General features: G+C 70.0%; 17 protein-coding genes. 7 read left to right on the top strand and 10 right to left on the bottom strand.

The window, feature by feature from the left end:
• Positions 1-3 precede the first annotated feature (3 nt).
• The 6 genes from IM787_RS08380 to IM787_RS08355 form a co-directional block, all read right to left on the bottom strand.
• Positions 4-1,458 carry an aldehyde dehydrogenase gene (locus IM787_RS08380; RefSeq protein ID WP_193676167.1) on the bottom strand — a complete coding sequence of 485 codons (1,455 nt, stop codon included), beginning with the start codon at positions 1,456-1,458 and terminating at the stop codon, positions 4-6.
• Between the two features lie 12 nt (positions 1,459-1,470).
• Positions 1,471-2,298: an ABC transporter ATP-binding protein gene (locus IM787_RS08375; RefSeq protein WP_193676166.1), complete on the bottom strand. Its 828-nt coding sequence runs from the start codon at positions 2,296-2,298 to the stop codon at positions 1,471-1,473.
• On the bottom strand, positions 2,295-3,083 hold the full coding sequence (locus IM787_RS08370; protein ID WP_227494170.1) for an ABC transporter ATP-binding protein: 789 nt from the start codon (positions 3,081-3,083) through the stop codon (positions 2,295-2,297). Before IM787_RS08370 ends, IM787_RS08375 begins: the two co-directional genes overlap by 4 nt.
• Positions 3,076-4,092 (bottom strand): branched-chain amino acid ABC transporter permease, encoded by a 1,017-nt coding sequence (locus IM787_RS08365; RefSeq protein WP_193676165.1) that lies wholly within the window; start codon positions 4,090-4,092, stop codon positions 3,076-3,078. Before IM787_RS08365 ends, IM787_RS08370 begins: the two co-directional genes overlap by 8 nt.
• Complete coding sequence (locus tag IM787_RS08360) at positions 4,089-4,979, bottom strand: branched-chain amino acid ABC transporter permease (RefSeq protein ID WP_193676164.1); 891 nt, start codon at positions 4,977-4,979, stop codon at positions 4,089-4,091. The genes IM787_RS08365 and IM787_RS08360 overlap by 4 nt, the downstream gene beginning before the upstream one ends.
• 63 nt (positions 4,980-5,042) lie before the next feature.
• A complete protein-coding gene (locus IM787_RS08355) occupies positions 5,043-6,251 on the bottom strand; it encodes an amino acid ABC transporter substrate-binding protein (protein WP_193676163.1) in 1,209 nt (402 codons plus the stop codon).
• Between the two features lie 171 nt (positions 6,252-6,422).
• Here IM787_RS08355 and IM787_RS08350 point away from each other — a divergent pair, with 171 nt between their 5' ends.
• The 3 genes from IM787_RS08350 to IM787_RS08340 all read left to right on the top strand — a co-directional run bounded on the left by IM787_RS08350 (position 6,423) and on the right by IM787_RS08340 (position 8,763).
• Entirely contained in the window at positions 6,423-7,364 is a 942-nt protein-coding gene (locus IM787_RS08350; protein ID WP_193676162.1) for a helix-turn-helix domain-containing protein, read from the top strand.
• Positions 7,365-7,432: 68 nt separating this feature from the next.
• Positions 7,433-8,011 (top strand): HD domain-containing protein, encoded by a 579-nt coding sequence (locus IM787_RS08345; protein WP_193676161.1) that lies wholly within the window; start codon positions 7,433-7,435, stop codon positions 8,009-8,011.
• Entirely contained in the window at positions 8,008-8,763 is a 756-nt protein-coding gene (locus tag IM787_RS08340) for a class II aldolase/adducin family protein (RefSeq protein WP_193676160.1), read from the top strand. The genes IM787_RS08345 and IM787_RS08340 overlap by 4 nt, the downstream gene beginning before the upstream one ends.
• Here the strand turns inward: IM787_RS08340 and IM787_RS08335 are convergent.
• Both IM787_RS08335 and IM787_RS08330 read right to left on the bottom strand, forming a co-directional pair.
• Positions 8,760-9,614 carry a transglutaminase-like domain-containing protein gene (locus tag IM787_RS08335; protein ID WP_193676159.1) on the bottom strand — a complete coding sequence of 285 codons (855 nt, stop codon included), beginning with the start codon at positions 9,612-9,614 and terminating at the stop codon, positions 8,760-8,762. The two genes, IM787_RS08340 and IM787_RS08335, sit on opposite strands and share 4 nt — an antisense overlap.
• Before the next feature lie 106 nt (positions 9,615-9,720).
• Positions 9,721-10,980 carry an AsmA family protein gene (locus IM787_RS08330; RefSeq protein ID WP_193676158.1) on the bottom strand — a complete coding sequence of 420 codons (1,260 nt, stop codon included), beginning with the start codon at positions 10,978-10,980 and terminating at the stop codon, positions 9,721-9,723.
• A gap of 107 nt (positions 10,981-11,087) precedes the next feature.
• Between IM787_RS08330 and gstA the strand changes: the two genes are divergently transcribed.
• Both gstA and IM787_RS08320 read left to right on the top strand, forming a co-directional pair.
• Positions 11,088-11,693 carry a glutathione transferase GstA gene (gstA, locus tag IM787_RS08325; protein WP_193676157.1) on the top strand — a complete coding sequence of 202 codons (606 nt, stop codon included), beginning with the start codon at positions 11,088-11,090 and terminating at the stop codon, positions 11,691-11,693.
• A 26-nt stretch (positions 11,694-11,719) separates the two neighbouring features.
• Positions 11,720-12,820, top strand: a complete 1,101-nt coding sequence (locus IM787_RS08320; RefSeq protein WP_193676156.1) for an alkene reductase — start codon at positions 11,720-11,722, stop codon at positions 12,818-12,820.
• A gap of 5 nt (positions 12,821-12,825) precedes the next feature.
• On the opposite strand, the gene IM787_RS08315 is transcribed toward IM787_RS08320, so the two are convergent.
• Positions 12,826-13,407, bottom strand: coding sequence for a hemerythrin domain-containing protein (locus IM787_RS08315; protein WP_193676155.1), 582 nt, complete (start codon positions 13,405-13,407; stop codon positions 12,826-12,828).
• Between the two features lie 58 nt (positions 13,408-13,465).
• Positions 13,466-15,664, bottom strand: a complete 2,199-nt coding sequence (locus IM787_RS08310) for a heavy metal translocating P-type ATPase (RefSeq protein WP_227494169.1) — start codon at positions 15,662-15,664, stop codon at positions 13,466-13,468.
• 149 nt (positions 15,665-15,813) lie between these two features.
• Between IM787_RS08310 and IM787_RS08305 the strand changes: the two genes are divergently transcribed.
• Complete coding sequence (locus IM787_RS08305; protein WP_193676154.1) at positions 15,814-16,014, top strand: heavy-metal-associated domain-containing protein; 201 nt, start codon at positions 15,814-15,816, stop codon at positions 16,012-16,014.
• Positions 16,011-16,430: a Cu(I)-responsive transcriptional regulator gene (cueR, locus tag IM787_RS08300; RefSeq protein WP_354004377.1), complete on the top strand. Its 420-nt coding sequence runs from the start codon at positions 16,011-16,013 to the stop codon at positions 16,428-16,430. The genes IM787_RS08305 and cueR overlap by 4 nt, the downstream gene beginning before the upstream one ends.
• Positions 16,431-16,433 lie beyond the last annotated feature (3 nt).

Here is a 16,433-nt window from a genome sequence, read left to right as displayed (position 1 = left end):
CGCTCAGAAGGGATAGTGGCGCGGCGTCGTCTGCACGGTGATCCAGCGCAGCTCGGTGAACTCCGCGATGCCGGCGCGGCCCCCGAAGCGGCCGATGCCGGAACCCTTGACGCCGCCGAAGGGCATCTGCGCTTCGTCGTGCACGGTCGGCGCATTGACGTGGCAGATGCCCGAGTCGATCTTGCGGGCGACGTTGAAGGCGCGCGCGATGTCGCGCCCGAACACGGCCGACGACAACCCGTACTCGTTGTCGTTCGCACAGGCGATCGCCTCCTCCACCCCGCGCACGCGGACGATGCCCTTCACCGGGCCGAAGCTCTCCTCGTGGTAGATGCGCATGGCGGGCGTCACGTGGTCCAGCACGGTGGCCGGCATCAGCGTGTTCTCCGACTTGCCGCCGCACAGCAGCTTGGCGCCCTTGGACAACGCATCCTCCAGCAGTGCATTGCAGTGCTCCACGGTCGGCATGCCGATCACGCTGCCCAGGACCACGGGGTCCGGCTTGCGCGGATCGCCCACCGGCAGCGACTTCGCCTTGGCCGCGAACTTGCGCGCGAACTCGTCGGCCACCTTTTCGTCGACGATGATGCGCTCGGTGCTCATGCAGATCTGGCCGCTGTTGGCGAAGCAGCCGAAGGCCGCCGCGTTCACCGCGTCGTCGAGGTCGGCGTCGTCCAGGATCACCAGCGGCGCCTTGCCCCCGAGCTCCAGCACGGCCGGCTTGAGGTACTTGGCACAGGTCTGCGCGATCAGCTTGCCCACCCGCGTGGAACCCGTGAAGTTGACGCGGCGCACGGCGGGATGCGACACCACGGCCTCCACCACCATGCCCGCCTCGTGCGGCGCATTGGTGATGTAGTTGACGACCCCCGCCGGGAAGCCCGCTTCCGCGAAGGACTCGGCGATCAGCTGGTGGGTGCGCGGGCAGTTCTCGCTGCCCTTGAGGATCACGGTGTTGCCGCAGGCGAGCGGCGTGGCGATGGCCCGCACGCCGAGGATGATCGGCGCGTTCCATGGCGCGATGCCGAGCACGACACCGGCGGGCTGCCGCACGCCCATCGACAGCGAACCAGGGATGTCGGAGGGGATCACTTCGCCCGCCACCTGCGTGGTCAGCGACGCGGCTTCGCGGATCATGCCCGCCGCCAGCATCACGTTGAAGCCGGCCCACATGCCGGTGGCGCCGGTCTCGGCGGCGACCGCCTCGACGAACTGCGGCAACTTGGCCTCGAGCTTCTCCGCCGCCTTCAGCAGCAGCATGCGGCGCTCGCTCGGGCCGGTCTCGCTCCAGGTCTTGAAGGCTTCGGCGGCGGCCTCGACCGCCATCACGGCATCGGCCGCGGAGGCCGCCGGCGCGCGCGTGGCGACGGTGCCGTCCAGCGGGTTGCGGCGCTCGAAGAAGGCGCCCTTCTCCGCGGTGACCTTGAGGCCGTTGATCAGCATGGAAAGATCGGACATGGGTACTCCTGGTTAGACACGTTCGGGTTGGGCCCGCACGCTGGTCGTGGTCCGGGCGGCCTGCGCCGCCGTGGTCGGGTTCGTGGCGCTTTCACCGGCACCGAGGTAGGCCTCGCGCACGATGGTGGAGCGCGCCAGCAGCTTGGCCGGCCCGCTGGCCACCAGCGCGCCGCGCTCCAGCACGTAGCCGCGGTCGGCGACGTGCAGCGCCTTCTTCACGTTCTGCTCCACCATCAGCACGGTGGTGCCGGCGTCGGCGATGCGCCGCGCGATGGCCAGCAGCTCGTCGACCATGCGGGGCGCCAGGCCGAGCGAAGGTTCGTCGAGCATCAGCAGGCGCGGCGCGCTCATCATCGCGCGCGCCACCGCCACCATCTGCTGTTCGCCGCCGCTCATGGTGCCGGCCAGCTGCCGCGCGCGTTCGCGCAGCTTGGGGAAGTCGTTCATCACCCGCTCGATGCGTGCGGCCCGTTCGGCCTTGGCGACGAGCCAGCCGCCGAGTTCCAGGTTCTCCAGCACGGTCATCTGCGGAAAGAGCTGCCGGCCCTCGGCCACCAGCGCGATGCCGCCGCGGACGATCTCGTGGGTCTTCTCGGGCAGGTCTTCGCCATCGAGCAGCACTTCGCCCTGCCGCGGGATGAGGCCGTTGAGCGCACGCAGCAGCGTGGTCTTGCCGGCGCCGTTGGGCCCGAGGATCACGGTGAGCCCCGGCTTCACCTCGAAGGTGACGCCGCGCAGCACCAGGAAAGGCCCATAGCCGGCGGCCAGGTTGCGGACCTTCAGGTGCGCGCTGCGCGGGCCGGTGCCGTGCACGTAGGGACGGTCGCTCCAGTGCATCATGCGATCACCTCGCCCTCTTCCACCATCTCGTCGCCCAGGTAGGCCTCGATCACCTCCGGGTTGCGCGTGACCTCGGCCGGCGTGCCGTCGGCGATCTTGCGGCCCTGGTGCAGCACGATCACGCGCTCCACGTGCTTGAGCAGCGTGCGCACCGCGTGCTCGATCCACACCACGGTCAGGTTCAGCTCGTCGCGCAGGCGCTTCACCAGCGCCGCCATGTTCTCGATCTCCGCCTCGGTCAGGCCGGCGGCCACTTCGTCGAGCAGCAGCAGCCGTGGCCGCGTGGCGAGCGCCATCCCGATCTCCAGCAGGCGCTGCTGCGAGGGCGTGATGGACCCGGCCGGCAGCGCCGCCTGCGCCTGCAGCCCGATCAGCTCCAGGATGCGCTGCGCGTCGCGCAGCGCCCACGGCACCGACGCCTCCTCGCCCCACAGCCAGTACTTGCGCGGCCGCCGGCCGGCGAACTTCAGGCCGAACTCGATGTTGGCCAGCACCGTCATGTCGGCGAACACGCGCGGGGTCTGGAAGGTGCGCGCCAGGCCGTGCTTCGCGAACTGGTGCGGGCCCCTGCCGGTGAGGTCGTCGCCTTCCAGCAGCAGCTGGCCCGAGGTCGGCTGCAGCACGCCGGACACGGCGTTGAAGAAGGTGGTCTTGCCGGCGCCGTTCGGGCCGATGATGCCCACCAGCTCGCCGGCGCGCAGGCTGGCGCTGACGTTGTCGACGGCGACCAGGCCGCCGAAGCGCACCGTCACGTCGCGCGCTTCGAGGAGCAGGGTGTCAGGCAAGGCGGGCCTCCCGTGCACGGCGCTTGGCGCGTTCCTTGTCGCCGCTCCACTCGTGGCGGCGTTCCTTCCACCAGCCCTTCACGTCGTCGCGCCAGCCGCGGAAGGTCTCCCAGCGCAGCGAAGCCAGCCCGCCCGGAAGGTACAGCACCGACAGGATCAGCAGCAGGCCCAGCGACATCATGTAGACCTGCGGCGCCTGCAGCCGCAGCGTCTCGGCCAGCAGGCTGAAGACGATCGCCGCGATCAGAGGACCCCACAGGGTGAGCGCGCCGCCGATCAGGGCGATCAGCACGGTCTGGAAGCCGATGAAGGGATTGAAGACGGTGTGCGGATCGATGTAGGTCCAGCGCACCGACATCGCCGCGCCCATGGCGCCGGCGAACGCCGCGGTCATCGCGAAACCCGCCAGCTTGACCCACTTCGTGTTCACGCCCAGCGTCTGCGCCCGCTGTTCGTCGGCACCGATGCCGGCCAGCGCCAGGCCGAAGCGCGTGCGGCGCACGACGATCGACACGGCGACCGCCAGTACGGCGAGCCCCAGCACCGTGCCGTAGATCGTGTCGCGCTCCGGCACCACGGCGAGCACGCGGCCGACGGTGCCGGTCACGCTCTTCTCCCAGTAGGTGATCGCATGCCGGATCAGTTCCGTCATGCCGAAGGTGAGCACGGCGAAATAGGTGCCGCGCAGGTGCAGCACCGCGGCGCCCATCACGACCGCGACGGCGACGGCGATGCCGGCCCCCAGGGCAACGGACTGGATCCAGCCGAACTTCTCCAGTCCCAGCGCGCAGGTGTACGCGCCGATGCCGAAGAAGGCGGACGTGGCCAGCGACAGGTAGCGCGTGGTGCCGCAGAACAGCGCCCAGCTGGAGGACAGCGCGACGTACATCAGGCAGGTGAGCGCCAGCGAGACGATGAACTCGCTGCCCCAGTACGGCAGCGCGAGCGCCCAGCCCGTGAAGCCGAACAGGACCAGCAGGTCGCGAACGAGCAGTTGACGTGACGTCATGCCTTGCGCCCCTTGCGTGCGAACAGCCCTTCCGGCCGCAGCAGCAGCACGGCGATGAACACGCTGTACGACAGCAGCGCCTTGAGCGAGGGATTGGTGAAGTGCATGCCGATCGCTTCCACCACGCCCAGCAGCAGCCCGCCGGCCAGCGCGCCGCTCATGCTGCCGAAGCCCCCCAGCGTGATGACGATGAGCGCCGTGACGGTGTAGGGCTCGCCCATGGAAGGCGAGATCGTGTAGGCCATGGACAGCAGCGCGCCGGCCACGCCCGAGAGTCCGAGGCCGATGCCAAACATCAGCGGGTGCAGCACGCGGGTGTTGATCCCCACCAGCTGCGCGCCGGTGGGCGACTGCATCAGCGCGCGCACGCCCTTGCCCAGCAGGGTCTGGCGCAGCAGCACGATCATCGCGCCGGCGAACAGCAGCGCGAGCGCGAACACCAGCAGCTTGTTGGCCGCGAACTGCGCACCGCCGAACTTCACCGGCTCGGTCAGGTAGTCGTAGCCGCGCAGGTCACCGCCCCAGGCCCACGAAACCAGGTTCTGCACCAGGAACATCAGGCCGAAGGCCACCATCAGGCCGCGCGCCTCGAAGATGTCGAGGTTGGGCGAGGTGGCGGTCAGCCGCCGGAAGCAGAGCCAGTGGATGGCGAGGCCGGCCGCCATCAGGATGAGGAAGGACAGCGGCACCATCGCCAGCGGCGAGATGCCGAAGGAGGTCTGCACCATCCACGTGAGGTACGCACCCACCATCAGGAACTCGCCGTGCGCGATGTTCAGGATGCGCATCAGCCCGTACTGCAGGTTCAGGCCGAGCGCGACGAGCGCGTAGATGCCTCCGGTGATGAGTCCGGAGGCGATGAGTTCGGTCCAGGCGCCGAGGGACATGCTGTGTTCCGTCATTCCGCGGAGGCGGGAATGACGTGTCGGTGGGTTGGGGGTCGGTGCGGGTTACTTCCACGCCGGCTTGTTCGTCACCAGCTTCGCCGTCGCCACCTTCGGCGGCCAGACGACCTCGAACTCGCCGTTCTGCCACTGGCCCACGGTGCCCGGGGTGGCCGTGTTCTCGCTGCCGGTGAACTTCACGTCGCCGATGATGGTCTTGTGCGTGGTGTTGGCGATGTAGTCGCGCAGGGCCTTGCGGTCCAGGCCCACCTTGTTCACGCCGGCGGTCAGGATCTCCATCCCCGCCCAGGCATGGCCGCTCGCCCAGCGGTCCGGCTCCTTGCCGCCGAACTTCTTCGTGTGCGCGTCGAAGTAGGCCTTGGCGCCCGGGCTGGTCTTGGCGTTCCACGAGCCCATGCCCAGCACGCCCTCCGCGCCGGCCGGCGTCATCACGTTGCGATAGAGCTGGAAGGCGGTGCCGACCGACGCGTAGAAGAACTTCGGGTTGAAGCCGATCTCCTTGGCCTGCTTGCTGGCCAGGATGGTGTCGGGCGGGTAGGTGAAGCCGACGAAGGCATCGGGGTTCTTGTCCTTGATGGAGCGCAGCGTCGGCGACAGGTCCTTCACGCCACCCGGATAGCTGGTGTCCTGCACCATGGTGATGCCGCTGCCCGCCAGGGCCACCTTCAGCGCCGCATAGTTCTCCAGGCCGAACAGGTCGTCCACGTAGACCACCGCCACCGTCTTCACGCCGTTGGCCTTGAGCATGTCGACCAGCGCGTCGCACATCGGCTTGGGCTGCTGCAGCAGCAGGAAGAAGTACGGCAGCTTCATCTCGACCAGCCGGCGCGACAGCGCGGTGGGCGCAAGGAAGGGATAGCCGAAGCGGTTGGCGAGCGGCGCCACCGCGAAGTTGGCGTTGCTGCCCCACGGCGGCAGCACCAGGTCCACCTTGTCGCTGCCCATCAGCTTCTCGTAGGTGCGCACCACCGTCTCGACGTCGCTGCGGTCATCGGAGCTGATCAGCTCCACGCGGCGCTTGACGCCCTTGACGTCCAGCCCGCCCTGCGCGTTCTGCTGGTCGGCCCACAGCAGGAAGTTCGGCTCCTGGCTCACCTGGGCGCCGCCGGTCCACGGGCCCGTGCGGGCGATGGCATAGCCCACGCGCACGGGGGCGTTCTGCGCCGCCAGCTGCGGTGCGATCGCGGCGGCGCCGACGGCGGCGGCGCCCTGGATGAACTGCCGGCGGTTGGTGCCGGAAAGGCGGTGGACCATGGATGTCTCCTCAGCGGGTTGCAGACGCTGGGGATGGTAGGAACGGCCGCGCGCCGCCGCTTTGCTGTGCGGGCAGAAAGCACTACTCCGCGCGTGCAAGCGGCCTAGGGTTTTCCCGCAAGGGCTGGGCCCAAGGGCGCGCGCCGAACGGCGGCCCATAATGGCCCGGCCATGGCCGCGTCCACCCTCCTCAGCACCGACATCGTGACGCCGCGCGACCGCGCGCCGCAGTGGTGCGAGTGGGTGTCCAGCCATTTCGGCGGCCTGCAGTCCGACTTGTACGGCGACACCGAGTTCGACGGCCACATGGCCTCGTCGCAGGCCGGCGACGTGATCCTCACGCGGCTGGAAGCCAACCGGCACCGCGTCGTGCGCACCGCTTCCATGGTGCGCACCAGCGACGTCGCGTACCTGAAGATCGTCGCGCCCTGGCAGGGCAGCGCGCTGGTGCAGCAGCAGGGCCGCGAAGCCTGCGCGCGCGACGGCGCCTGGGTCATCTACGACACCACGGGCACCTACCAGGTCGGCAACCCGGAGCGCGTCGACCACCTGATCGTGATGGTGCCCAAGGAAGGCGTCGCCGAACGCGGCCTGCGCTTCGACGGCGCCATGGCCACGCGCCTGGGCGCCAGCGGCATCTCGCGCGTGGCGCTGGAGACCATGCGCAACACCTATCTCGAGCTGCCGAACATGAGCGCCGCGGCGGCGCAGGGCGCCGGCGAGCTGATCAAGCAGCTGGTAAAGCTCTCGCTGATGGAGCTGGCCGGCCAGGACACCGGCGTGTCGCAGCGCGAAGCCCTGCGCGACCGCATCCGCGCCTATGTGCAGCAGCACCTGCGCGATCCGAGCCTGTCCGTCGACGCCATCGCGCGGGCGCTGAACTGCAGCCGGCGCCACCTCTACAACGCGTTCGGGGGCGAGGGCGAATCCATCGCCGGCTACATCCAGCGGCTGCGCCTGCAGGCCTGCATCCGCGACCTGCAGCAGGGCGGCCCGCACGCCCGGCCGATCACCGACATCGCCCTGTCCTGGGGCTTCGGCAACCCGTCGCACTTCAGCCGCGTGTTCCGCGACCACACGGGCAAGAGCCCGAGCGAATTCCGCGGCAGCTGACACGGCGGCGACAACGCACGAAGGCGGGTTCCCGCACAGTGGCGCATCCACCCGAGGAGACACGACCCATGAACGCGCGCGCCCAGTTCGTCCGCATGCAGGACAGCACCGCCGCCGACTGGCAGCTCATCGCCGGCGAATTCATGCCGTTCGCGCAGGCGCTGCCCGAACGCATCGTCAAGCACCTGCAGATCCTGCAGGGCGACTACGGCGGCTTCCCGGTCGACCGCTACACCCACTCGCTGCAGACCGCCACGCGCGCCCTGCGCGACGGCCGTGACGAAGAGTACGTCGTCTGCGCGCTGCTGCACGACATCGGCGACACGCTCGGCTCCTTCAACCACCCCGACATCGCCGCGGCGATCGTCAAGCCCTTCGTGAGCGAGGCCAACCACTGGATGGTGCAGAACCACGGCATCTTCCAGGGCCACTACTTCTTCCACCACCTCGGGCTCGACCGCAACATGCGCGACCGCTTCCGCGACCATCCGCACTACGCCCGCACCGAGGAGTTCTGCGCGCTCTACGACAACCCGGCCTTCGATCCGCAGGCGGAGACGCTGCCGATCGAGGAATTCCTGCCCCTGTTGCAACGCGTGATGGCGCAGCCGAAGCAATCGATCTACCTGAAGGAGGAAGCGAAATGAACATCGCGTCTGTGCGCGAAGTCGTCAGCGCCGAGGAATGGCAGCTGCGCGTGGACCTCGCCGCCTGCTACCGGCTGGTGGCGTTGTACGGCTGGAGCGACCTGGTGTTCACGCACATCAGCGCGCGCATTCCCGGGCCCGAGCACCACTTCCTGATCAACCCCTACGGCCTGATGTTCGACGAGATCACCGCGTCCTCGTTGGTGAAGGTCGACCAGGCCTGCAACAAGCTGATAGCCTCGCCCTTCCCGGTGAACCCGGCCGGCTTCACCATCCACAGCTGCATCCACCAGGTGCGCGACGACGCCGGCTGCGTGCTGCACACGCACAGCCGCGCCGGTGTGGCGGTCAGCGCGCAGAAGGCCGGCATCCTGCCCATCTCGCAGCAGAGCACCTTCGTGCTGGCCTCGCTGGCGTACCACGAGTACGAGGGCGTGGCGCTGCGCGACGACGAGAAGCCGCGGCTACAGGCCGCCCTGGGCCGCAAGAACTTCCTGATGCTGCGCAACCACGGCCTGCTCACGATCGGGCGCACGGTGCCCGATGCCTTCCTCTCGATGTACACCTTCGAGAACACCTGCCGCATCCAGATCGATGCGCAGGCCGGCGGCGAACTGGTCTACGTCAACCCGAAGATCCTGGAAGGCATGGCGCAGGTGATGAAGACCGTCACCGCCGGACAGGGCGCGAACATCGCCTGGCCCGCGCTGCTGCGCAAGCTGGACAAGCTCGACCCTTCGTACAAGGACTAGGCGGGCGCGGCCACGCGTGCCAGCGCCGGTGCCGCCACCGGCCGGGGCGCGCCGGTCGGCCGGGCGTCGTGCTCCAGCACCGTCACTTCCTTGCGCGTCATCTGCAGCTGGCCGAACATGGTCGCGAACGCCACGTCCTTGGCATCGCGGCCGGTGCCGATGCGCACCAGCCGGTCCACCGGCGCCATGCCGGTCGGGTCGAACAGGACCCACTGGCCATCGAGCCAGGCCTCGAACACCGCATGGAAGTCCTGCGGCGGCTCGTCGAACCAGACATAGCCCACCACGATGCGCGCCGGGATGTTGAGCGCACGGCAGAAGGTGATGCCCAGGTGCGCGAAGTCGCGGCAGACGCCGGCGCGCTGCTCGAACACCTCCTGCGCCGTGCTGTTGGAATTGGTGCTGCCCGGCTGGTAGCGGATCTCGCCGCGGATCCATTCCTCGATGGCCCGCACGCGCGCGAACCCCGGCGGCAGGTTGCCGAACAGGCGCAGCACGTCGCCGCACAGCACGTCGGACTCGCAGTAACGCGTGGCCAGCAGGTACGGGAAGATCTCGTCCGGCACCTCCCCCACCGGCTGCTCGCGCAGCGAGGTGTCGGGCGGCGGGGTGTGCACTTCCACTTCGGCCTTGTAGGCCACGCGCAGCGGACCGGGCTGGGCGTCGAAACGGATGAAGCGGTTGCCGCTGCGCGGATCGGCCCAGCTGTGGGGCGTGACGCCGGAGGAGATGGAGAGCTGCTCCCCATGGATCTCCTGCGTCGGCCAGTGCGCCGCCTCGATGTTGAAGCAGAAGTGGGTGGGCGAAAGGACCTGGTACTCGAGGACCGTTTCGACCGTGGACAGGTGCATCCGGTTCTCCGGCAAAGCGTTGGAACCTTGATGCTAAGGACCACACCGCCGGCCCGGAATCATCCCGCAGCCCAGCCGTTTGTAGGACGCCCCGCGCGGGCCCGGCTCAGCGGCCGAACAGGCCCTTGAGGCTGTTGCCGATGCGGTCACCCGTCGACGCGCCGGCGGCGGTCCCCGCGCCCGGTGCCAGCAGCGTACCCACCGCGGCGCCCACCATCGCTCCCCGCGTGAGCGTCACGCTCGGGTCGTCCAGGGTGCCGCCGACCACCAGCGGCACGCCGAGCGCGCCGCGGTTGGTGGAGACGTCGACGTTCACGCGGCCGTTGAGGGCCTTGCTGGGCAGGATGGTCACGTTGCCCGTCGCGGCCAGCGTGCCCGAAGTGGCGACGAGGTTGGTCACGTGCACCGTCTTGCCCTGCGTGTTGACGTTGCCGGCCAGCGTGTCCAGGCGCGTGCTGCCGCCGCGGTTGAGGCCCACGGTCTCGACGGCCTTCTTCAGGTCGATTCCCTGCACGAGCGCATCGCGCACGGAGAACCGGGTCTGCGTCGCCAGCTGGTCGACCACGTCGCCGGCCTCGCGGAATTCGGAGCGCAGCGTGGTGCTCGCCTGCAGCTTGCCGGTGAGCGGCTTGCTCGGCGCGGTGAGCGCGGACACCTCCACGTTCTCGGTCGTGAGCTGGCCAGACAGCACCTGCGCGCCCGCCTTGCCGGGTTGCAGCTGCACCTTGCCGGCGATGCGGCCGCCGCCGATGTCCACCCGCACCGGCCAATGGTCGCTCTCGCGGTGCACCTTGCCCTGCGTGCCCGCGAAGCGTCCCGCCACGATCTTGAAGGAGGCCTCGTCCAGCAGTCCATCGCCGCCCAGCTTCGCCTCGGCGTCCGCCGTCAGCCGCTGGCCCTTCTCGTCGATCCAGGTGATGTCGTCGAACAGCGCCCGCTTCGGCAGCAGCAGGGGCGCGTCACTCTTCGGCGTCGGCTTCTTGCCGGCGGAGCGCTTCTGCATGCCCGCGGTCAGGGCGGCGATGGCCGCCTGCGGCAGCACCGCCTTGCGCACGATCAGCGTGGAGATCTCCAGCCGCCCCGCCAGCAGGCCGGCCCACACGGGGCGCGCCTCGATCCGCCCGAGGGTCAGCGCCGGCCGCGTCTGCAGTTGCACGTCGTCGGCGGCCACCGCCGGCAGCGGCCACAGGTCGATCGACAGCTTGCCCAGCTTCATCGGCACGCCCAGCGCGTTGCCCGCCTCGCGCTCCACCCGCGTGCGGAAATCATCCGTGCGCAGCCAGGACTGCAGCGCCACGGCCACCGCCACCAGCACCAGGAGGAACACGCCGGCCGCGATCGCGGCCCATTTGAGGAACTTCGCCATGCACCCATTGTGCTGAAGCTCTTCCGCAGGCCGCGTCGTGCAAGGACAACGGGTTCTGGCTAGCATCGATTTCTTCACGCCCGAACGCACAGGAAAAAGGAAACAACATGAAGCTTTACTACTCACCCGGCGTGTGCTCCCTGTCGCCGCACATCGTGCTGCGCGAAGCCGGGCTCGCGTTCGAACCGGTCCTGGCGCCCACCAAGACGCACAAGCTCGAGGACGGCACCGACTACTACACGATCAATCCGCTCGGCTACGTTCCGATGCTGGAACTCGACGACGGCACGCGCCTGCGCGAAGGCCCGGCGATCGTGCAGTACCTCGCCGACCAGGTGCCGACGAAGAACCTCGCGCCGGCCAACGGCACGCTGGCCCGCTACCGCCTGCAGGAATGGCTCACCTTCATCGGCACGGAGCTGCACAAGAGCTTCTCGCCGCTGTTCAACCCGGCGATGCCCGAGGAAGGCAAGAAGATCTACCGCGAGCGCATCGCCAACCGGCTGGCCTACGTCGACAGGGAACTCGCCGGAAAGGACTACCTGATGGGCGACACCTTCAGCGTCGCCGATGCCTACCTCTTCACCGTGACGCGCTGGACCAAGCCCATGGCCATCGACCTTTCCGGCTTCCCGAACCTGGCGGCGCACCACGCGCGCGTCGGCGCCCGGCCGGCCGTGCAGGAAGCGATGAAGCACGAGAAGCTGGCGTAAGCCACGGCCGCCCCGCAGTCCACTCCATGGCTTCCCTCTTCGACCCCCTTCAGGTCGGCGCGCTGCGCCTGCCCAACCGCATCGTCATGGCGCCGCTCACGCGCAACCGCGCGCCCGACGCCATTCCCACGCCGCTGATGGCGGAGTACTACGCGCAGCGCGCCTCGGCCGGCCTGCTGGTCAGCGAAGGCACCGCCGTCAGCCACCAGGGCCAGGGCTACGCGGACGTGCCCGGCCTCTACGGCACCGAACAGCTCGATGGCTGGAAGCGCGTGACCGACGCCGTGCATGCGCGCGGCGGCCGCATCTACTGCCAGCTGTGGCACGTGGGCCGCGTCTCGCACGTGGAGCTGCAGCCGGAGCACCAGCAGCCGGTGGCGCCCTCCCCCATCACCGCGAAGACCAAGACCTGGCTGGTGAAGGACGGGGCCGGCGGCTTCGTCCCCACGTCCGAACCTCGCGCGCTCGATGCCTCCGAGCTGCCCGGCATCGTGCAGGACTTCCGCCATGCGGCGCGGCATGCGGTCACCAGTGCCGGCTTCGACGGCGTGGAAGTCCACGGCGCCAACGGCTACCTGTTCGACCAGTTCCTCAAGACCGGGACCAACCAGCGCAGGGACGACTACGGCGGATCCATCCCGAACCGGGCGCGGCTGCTGCTCGAGACGATGCGCGCCATCGTGGAAGAGATCGGCGCCGACCGCGTGGGGCTGCGCATCTCGCCGGTCACGCCCGCCAACGACATCGTCGATGCGGATCCGCAGCCGCTGTTCGAATACGTGGTGCGCCAGCTCGCACCGCTGCAGCTCGCGTACCTGCACGTGATCGAGGGCTCCACCGGCGGCCCGCGCGAGGTGGAGGGCCGGCCCTTCGAATACGAGGCGCTGCGCAAGGCCTGGCGTGCCGCGGGCGCGAAGGGCGCCTGGATGGTCAACAACGCCTACGACAGGCCGCTGGCCGACCAGGCGCTGGCGGAAGGGGCCGACCTGGTCGCCTTCGGCCGGCTGTACATCGCGAACCCGGACCTGGTGGAGCGGCTGCGCCAGGGCGCACCGCTGAACGTGCCGGACCGCAAGACCTTCTACGGCGGCGGCGCGCAGGGCTACACGGACTACCCCGCGCTCTGACGGCTTCAGGCCGGCCCGACGCCGATCGGCGCCGGCGTGCGCATCACGATGCGCGTGAAGAGCCGGTCGTACTGCGGGTCGCGGTCCGCCGTCGCCAGCGGATCGCGGTGCGACTGGAAAGCGGCGTCCAGCTGCGCCCAGTCCGCTTCCGACAGGCGCTGCTGCGCCACCGGCAGCAACTCCGTCTCCTCGGTGCGCATGTGCGCGAGGTAGAACTCGACGTAGCGGCGCGCGGCCTCCTGGAAGTCGGCGCGGCGGCCGTCGCCCAGTAGCTCCCAGGCCAGCAGCAGGTGCTGCAGCTCGCGCACGCGGTGCTCGCCCTGCATGTGGTCGTCCTCCAGCCGCTGGATCACCGGCATCAGCTCCGGCGCGAGCCGCGCGATCTTCGGGAACAGCAGGTCCGATTCCTTCGGGTGGTGCAGCCGCTCCGGGAACTCGTCGATGTAGAACAGCATGGCGCGCAGCACGTCGAAGAAGCGTTCGGGCTGTTCGTCCGGGTCGCGCTCCATCATCTTGAGCAGCGAGCGCAGCACGGCGGCGACGGCGGAATGCTCGTCGCGGATCACTTGGAGGGCGGGTCGGGGCATGGCGTTGGTCTCCTGCCCGAAGATTGGCACGGGCGCCGGCCGCCCCGGTTGACGTGCGTCAACGCCCGGGCAGGCGCCAGCGCTTGAGGAGCAGCGCGTTGGTGAGCACGCTGACGCTGGACAGGGCCATCGCCGCGCCGGCCACCACCGGGCTGAGGTAACCCAGCGCGGCCAGCGGGATGCCGGCCACGTTGTACGCGAATGCCCAGAACAGGTTCTGCCGGATCTTGCCGACCGTGCGGCGCGAGATGTCGAGCGCGCCCGCGACCAGGCCGACGTCGCCGCGCATCAGCGTGATGCCCGCGGCGTGCATCGCCACGTCGGTGCCGGTGCCCATCGCGATGCCGACGTCGGCGGCGGCCAGGGCCGGCGCATCGTTGACGCCGTCGCCCACCATCGCGACCACCCGGCCGCCCTCGCGCAGCGCCGCGACGCGCGCCGCCTTGTCGGCGGGCAGCACCTCCGCCTGCACCTCGCCCGGCTGCAGCCCGAGGCGCCGCGCCATCGCGTGGGCGGCCGCGCGGTTGTCGCCGGAGATCATCACCAGCTGCAGGCCACGGGCCCGCAGCAGCGACAGCGCCGTGTCCGCGCCGGGCTTGGGCTCGTCGGCAAAGGCCATCAGCGCGCGCAGCGCCAGGCCTCCGGTGACGCGCTCCACCAGCGCGGACAGGGTCGCGCCCTCGCCCTGCAGGCGCTGCACGTCGGCGTCGAGCGGCGACCCGTCCACGCCCAGTTCCGCGAGCCAGCGCAGGCTGCCGATCAGATAGCTGCGCGCGCCGACCTCGCCTTCGCTCCCGCGGCCGGCGACGGCGCGCACCGCATCGGGTGCCGCGACCGCGATGCCGCGCTCGCGGGCGGCGGCCACCACGGCGCGCGCGAGCGGGTGTTCGCTGCCGCTTTGCAGGCTGGCGGCGGCAGCGAGCTGCGCGGCTTCGTCGGCGCCCGGCACGGCGATGAAGGCCACCAGGCGCGGCTGCCCCACCGTGAGCGTGCCGGTCTTGTCGAAGGCGACCGTGTCGACGCGGTGCGCGAGCTCGAGCGCCTGCGCGTCCTTGATCAGGATCCCGTGCCGCGCGGCGACACCGGTGCCCGCCATGATCGCCGCGGGCGTGGCGAGTCCCAGCGCGCAGGGACAGGCGATCACCAGCACCGCGACGGCATGGATCAGGGCCTCCTCGACCCCGGCACCGGCTAGCATCCACCCGGACAGAGTGAGCGCCGCGATGACCAGCACCACCGGCACGAAGATCGCGGAGACCCGGTCGACGATGCGCTGGATCGGCGCCTTGGCGGCCTGCGCGTCCTCGACGAGGCGGATGATCTGCGAGAGCACGCTTTCGTTGCCGACCGCGGTGGCACGCAGCACGATGCGGCCTTCGCCGTTGATGCTTCCGCCGGTGACGCGCGCGCCCGCCGCCTTGGCCACTGGGAGCGGCTCGCCCGTGAGCATGGATTCGTCGACGTGCGTCTCGCCCTGCTCCACCACCCCGTCGGCCGGCAGGCGCTCGCCCGGCCGCACCACGAGCTGGTCGCCCGCCATCACCTCGGCCAGCGGCAGGTCCACCTCGCCGCCCGAGCGCAGGATCACGTGCGCCGTCTCCGGCCGCAGGGCCTGCAGCGCGCGGATCGCCGTGGTGGTCTGCCGCTTGGCGCGCGCCTCCAGCCACTTGCCCAGCAGGACCAGCGTCACCACCACCGCCGAGGCCTCGAAATACAGGTGGCTCTCGTCGCGCGCCAGCCAGAGCCACATCGACAATCCCCAGCCGGCCGACGTGCCCAGTGCCACCAGCAGGTCCATGTTGCCGGTGCCTGCCTTCAGCGCGTGCCAGCCGGCGCGGTAGAAGCGCGCACCCAGGACGAACTGCACCGGCGTCGCCAGCAGGAACTGCAGCAGGGGCGACAGCATCCAGTGCCGGCCCAGCAGGTCGCCCACCATCGGCAGCACCAGCGGAAGGGACAGCGCGAGGCCGATCGCCACCGGCGCGAAGCCGGCCCAGGGCGACAGGTCTTCGGCCGCGGCCGCCTCGACGGACCGCGGCTCGTAACCCGCGTTGCGCACCGCGCGCCGGATCTGCCCTTCGGCCTCCGGCGTCGCCGCATAGGTCACCCGCGCGGACTCGGTCGCCAGGTTCACGGTGGCTTCGGTCACGCCCGGCACCTTGCGCAGCGCGCGTTCGACACGGCTGACGCAAGAGGCGCAAGTCATGCCGCCGACGCCGAGATCGAGGGTGGAAATGGGGGAGGTTGCGTGGTCCATGGCGTGATCCTCGACCCTGCCATGATGGCAAGGTCAAGGCTTGCGCTGGATCAACCTCGGTGCACGCGGGGTCAATCCGGTGGTGCGTTTGACCCTACCATGGTGGCAAGGTTCAGGATGGCGGCTTCAAGGTCACGAAAGGAACGAACATGAGCCAGCAGGTTTTCCAGGTCCAGGGCATGAGCTGCGGCCACTGCGTGGGCGCCGTCACCCAGGCGGTCAAGTCCGTCGACCCGCAGGCGGACGTCAAGGTGGACCTCGCCAGCGGCAAGGTCGAAGTGCAGAGCGCCGGCGACCCGGCGGCGATCGCCCGTGCCATCGAGGAGGAAGGCTACAAGGTGGCCGCGTGAGCGCAGCGGCCTCCAGCGCCGCCTGGCCGGTCAACATCGGCGAGGCGGCGCGCCAGTCGGGCGTGTCGGCCAAGATGGTGCGGCACTACGAGAGCCTGGGCCTGCTGCCGCGCGTGGCACGCACCGACAGCGGCTACCGGCAGTACAGCGAAGCCGACGTGCACACGCTGCGTTTCATCAAGCGGGGACGCGACCTCGGCTTCTCGATGGAAGAGATCGGCGAACTGGTGGGCCTGTGGCAGAACCGCCGGCGCGCCAGCGCCAGCGTGCGCAAGGTGGCCCAGAAGCACTCGGACGACCTTGCCCAGCGCATCCAGGCCATGCAGGAGATGCAGCGCACGCTGCAGCACCTGATCCACTGCTGCCACGGCGACGACCGGCCCGAGTGCCCGATCTTGGAAGCGCTGGCGGGATAGCGC

It is taken from the genome of Ramlibacter pallidus (assembly GCF_015070875.1).
GTDB classification, from domain to species: domain Bacteria; phylum Pseudomonadota; class Gammaproteobacteria; order Burkholderiales; family Burkholderiaceae_C; genus Ramlibacter; species Ramlibacter pallidus.
This window is presented reverse-complemented; position numbering and strand designations above follow the sequence as displayed.

Excerpts from the sequence above, each read along its gene's own strand:
- IM787_RS08360 (WP_193676164.1), bottom strand. The coding sequence starts at position 4,979 with ATGTCCCTCGGCGCCTGGACCGAACTCATCGCCTCCGGACTCATCACC.
- IM787_RS08355 (WP_193676163.1), bottom strand. The coding sequence starts at position 6,251 with ATGGTCCACCGCCTTTCCGGCACCAACCGCCGGCAGTTCATCCAGGGC.
- IM787_RS08305 (WP_193676154.1), top strand. The coding sequence starts at position 15,814 with ATGAGCCAGCAGGTTTTCCAGGTCCAGGGCATGAGCTGCGGCCACTGC.
- IM787_RS08365 (WP_193676165.1), bottom strand. The coding sequence starts at position 4,092 with ATGACGTCACGTCAACTGCTCGTTCGCGACCTGCTGGTCCTGTTCGGC.
- IM787_RS08375 (WP_193676166.1), bottom strand. The coding sequence starts at position 2,298 with ATGATGCACTGGAGCGACCGTCCCTACGTGCACGGCACCGGCCCGCGC.
- IM787_RS08320 (WP_193676156.1), top strand. The coding sequence starts at position 11,720 with ATGGCTTCCCTCTTCGACCCCCTTCAGGTCGGCGCGCTGCGCCTGCCC.
- IM787_RS08345 (WP_193676161.1), top strand. The coding sequence starts at position 7,433 with ATGAACGCGCGCGCCCAGTTCGTCCGCATGCAGGACAGCACCGCCGCC.
- IM787_RS08315 (WP_193676155.1), bottom strand. The coding sequence starts at position 13,407 with ATGCCCCGACCCGCCCTCCAAGTGATCCGCGACGAGCATTCCGCCGTC.
- IM787_RS08350 (WP_193676162.1), top strand. The coding sequence starts at position 6,423 with ATGGCCGCGTCCACCCTCCTCAGCACCGACATCGTGACGCCGCGCGAC.
- IM787_RS08335 (WP_193676159.1), bottom strand. The coding sequence starts at position 9,614 with ATGCACCTGTCCACGGTCGAAACGGTCCTCGAGTACCAGGTCCTTTCG.
- gstA (WP_193676157.1), top strand. The coding sequence starts at position 11,088 with ATGAAGCTTTACTACTCACCCGGCGTGTGCTCCCTGTCGCCGCACATC.
- IM787_RS08340 (WP_193676160.1), top strand. The coding sequence starts at position 8,008 with ATGAACATCGCGTCTGTGCGCGAAGTCGTCAGCGCCGAGGAATGGCAG.
- IM787_RS08310 (WP_227494169.1), bottom strand. The coding sequence starts at position 15,664 with ATGGACCACGCAACCTCCCCCATTTCCACCCTCGATCTCGGCGTCGGC.
- IM787_RS08330 (WP_193676158.1), bottom strand. The coding sequence starts at position 10,980 with ATGGCGAAGTTCCTCAAATGGGCCGCGATCGCGGCCGGCGTGTTCCTC.
- IM787_RS08380 (WP_193676167.1), bottom strand. The coding sequence starts at position 1,458 with ATGTCCGATCTTTCCATGCTGATCAACGGCCTCAAGGTCACCGCGGAG.